The sequence below is a fragment of the Holospora curviuscula genome (assembly GCF_002930195.1).
In the GTDB taxonomy this organism is placed as follows: domain Bacteria; phylum Pseudomonadota; class Alphaproteobacteria; order Holosporales; family Holosporaceae; genus Holospora; species Holospora curviuscula.
The window spans coordinates 1-2,108 of record NZ_PHHC01000060.1 but is presented as its reverse complement, the minus strand read 5'-3'; the positions used below and the strand labels follow the sequence as shown (position 1 = coordinate 2,108).

Annotated in this window: 2 protein-coding genes and 1 pseudogene; 2 read left to right on the top strand and 1 reads right to left on the bottom strand. The window is 36.0% G+C overall.

What is annotated here, in order from left to right:
- The first annotated feature begins 289 nt into the window (after positions 1-289).
- Entirely contained in the window at positions 290-799 is a 510-nt protein-coding gene (locus tag HCUR_RS00925; RefSeq protein WP_104206340.1) for an acetyl-CoA carboxylase biotin carboxyl carrier protein, read from the top strand.
- 371 nt (positions 800-1,170) lie between these two features.
- On the opposite strand, the gene HCUR_RS08110 is transcribed toward HCUR_RS00925, so the two are convergent.
- Positions 1,171-1,326: a hypothetical protein gene (locus HCUR_RS08110; RefSeq protein WP_165780601.1), complete on the bottom strand. Its 156-nt coding sequence runs from the start codon at positions 1,324-1,326 to the stop codon at positions 1,171-1,173.
- Positions 1,327-1,912: 586 nt separating this feature from the next.
- Between HCUR_RS08110 and HCUR_RS00915 the strand changes: the two are divergent.
- A pseudogene (locus HCUR_RS00915) lies at positions 1,913-2,108 on the top strand (IS5/IS1182 family transposase); the annotation flags it as partial.

Sequence of the window (2,108 nt, the reverse complement as noted above, 5' to 3'; positions counted from 1 at the left end):
GAAGGCTATACCATTACCGATCACTGCTCAAGCGTAACTGCTTATAAAATAAGCATAGTTTAGCCCTAAATATACCCTTCATGATCGTACAATGCAGTGGGACAGTTACACAATTATAGTCTGTGTTCCTTTACTTTTATTCTAATATACGCTTAGTAATTGTAATGGGTTTTGAAAAATGGTTGATAGGGGTGCTCTGAAACGAGGTCATGCTGATCGCTTTTCTATAGATTCTTGCAAACCAAGAAAACTTTTGTTAGGATGACAGTGAAAAGAAAATAGATCTATAATGAATTCATCAAATAAAGAGTTTTATTTTTTAGATGAGATCACGATAAACACACTGAAGGTTCTTATTGATATATTGGAAAAATCTTCTTTGTCTTCTATACACTATGAGCAAGAAAGTAACGGCGTACGCTATTATGTAGAGTTGTCAAAAGAACCTAGAAATTACCTATCTTCCAAAAATTTTTCTTCCACACCCGTATCTGATCAAGAATCTTTCGCGGAACTCATTCCGTCTTCTCCTGAGCGTATATCAGAAAAGAGTTCTCTTTATTGGGTAAGATCTCCTTTAGTTGGAACTGCTTATAGTGCGTCAAAGCCTGGAGCTTCCTCGTTGGTGAACGTTGGCGATCATGTTACAGTAGGCGCACCGTTACTTATCATAGAAGCAATGAAAGTGATGAATATCATAAAGTCTCCTGTATCAGGATGTGTACGAAAAATATCTTTTTCTGACGGACATCCGGTAGAATATGATGAACCGCTTTTAGGTATTGAAGCGACAGCTTAGGTGCTGCATATCAGTAGAAAAGATTGAGAACGTAAATTAAGCTGTGTTATCACGTGATTTAACATTTTTTTAGGGCTAAAGGGATTAGAAAACACCTTTAGGCTATAACAAATGAAAGGATAGAAGTTATGGAATAATTCGCGTATAAAAAGTTTTTTCTGAAACCCTTGAGAGTTAATAAATTGTTTTTATATACGCTTTGACATCGAAATTCTTTAGAGATTCTTCGTAGAGATCTTCGTAAGGATTTTTCTCAGAGATTTAGCGCTCTTGGAACATTGATTCAGAAAGCGGGTAACGAATATGGGACCATAGGTTTTATCATGGGGGGACATTAGTATACCCAAGGTGCAAAAAGAGACAATACGCGATCAAACAATATTTTCATGGAGTGAACACAAAAATCCAGGCCCCCTGGGATGCTTTAGAGCACTCCACAAAAGCTGAAACGTCTGATTGGATAGAGCCCGTGATGGGCATACATCCATGCGATATACGCTCAAAGATGGGGAATAGAAAGCACTCATTCGCCTTAAGAAAAACCGAATAGATCCACCAACATAGAATAAAAACTTTGTATTCAGCGCAGTATTGCATGAAAAACTTCTTTACTACACTAAAATAATATTCTACGATTCCCTAAAGGATATAATAAATTCTCAATAAATATCCTTATTTTTATTTATTAGGTTAAAGTCTTTACTTTGACTTAATTCAAAGGCCTAAATCAACAAGACCAAACCAAACGCATCACTAGCAAAACCAATACCGAATAGGCAAGACAGTTATTCACAAAAACAATTCTGTTAATCTAGTTTATAAAGGGTTGGTATTTTATAAAAGTGTTTCGGAGCCTGAATTCTTTGATACAGTACAGCGCGTCTTAAAAAAGAGTGCCACACTATTCGGGATAGAGAATCGATCATATCACCAAAAATTCAGCTCTTTTACAAAACCTCATTTCTTGTCAAGTTTTTGATGCTGCTATGACACCACACTCTTATCAAATAAGGATACCCGTTATCGATATTAAACCCATCACATATTTACACAATAGACCGCTTGCATAACCTAAGCAATAAGTGTTAACTCAGCTCCATAAAGGAGGTTGAGATGAAATACGAAAAAATCAAAAACTATAAAGATGAAGCGTTTCGTAGATTAAGTGGTGTGAAGAGATCTACATTTAAAAAGATAATAGCACTACTAAAAGAGGCTGAGAAGAATAAGAAAGCAAGAGGTGGAAAATCAGATGCGCTAGCGATGGAAAAAAGGCTATTAATGTGCATCTTCATAGGGGATATCAGAG

Coding starts and splice junctions, on each gene's coding strand:
- HCUR_RS00925 (WP_104206340.1), top strand. CDS start 290: ATGAATTCATCAAATAAAGAGTTTTATTTTTTAGATGAGATCACGATA.
- HCUR_RS08110 (WP_165780601.1), bottom strand. CDS start 1,326: ATGAGTGCTTTCTATTCCCCATCTTTGAGCGTATATCGCATGGATGTA.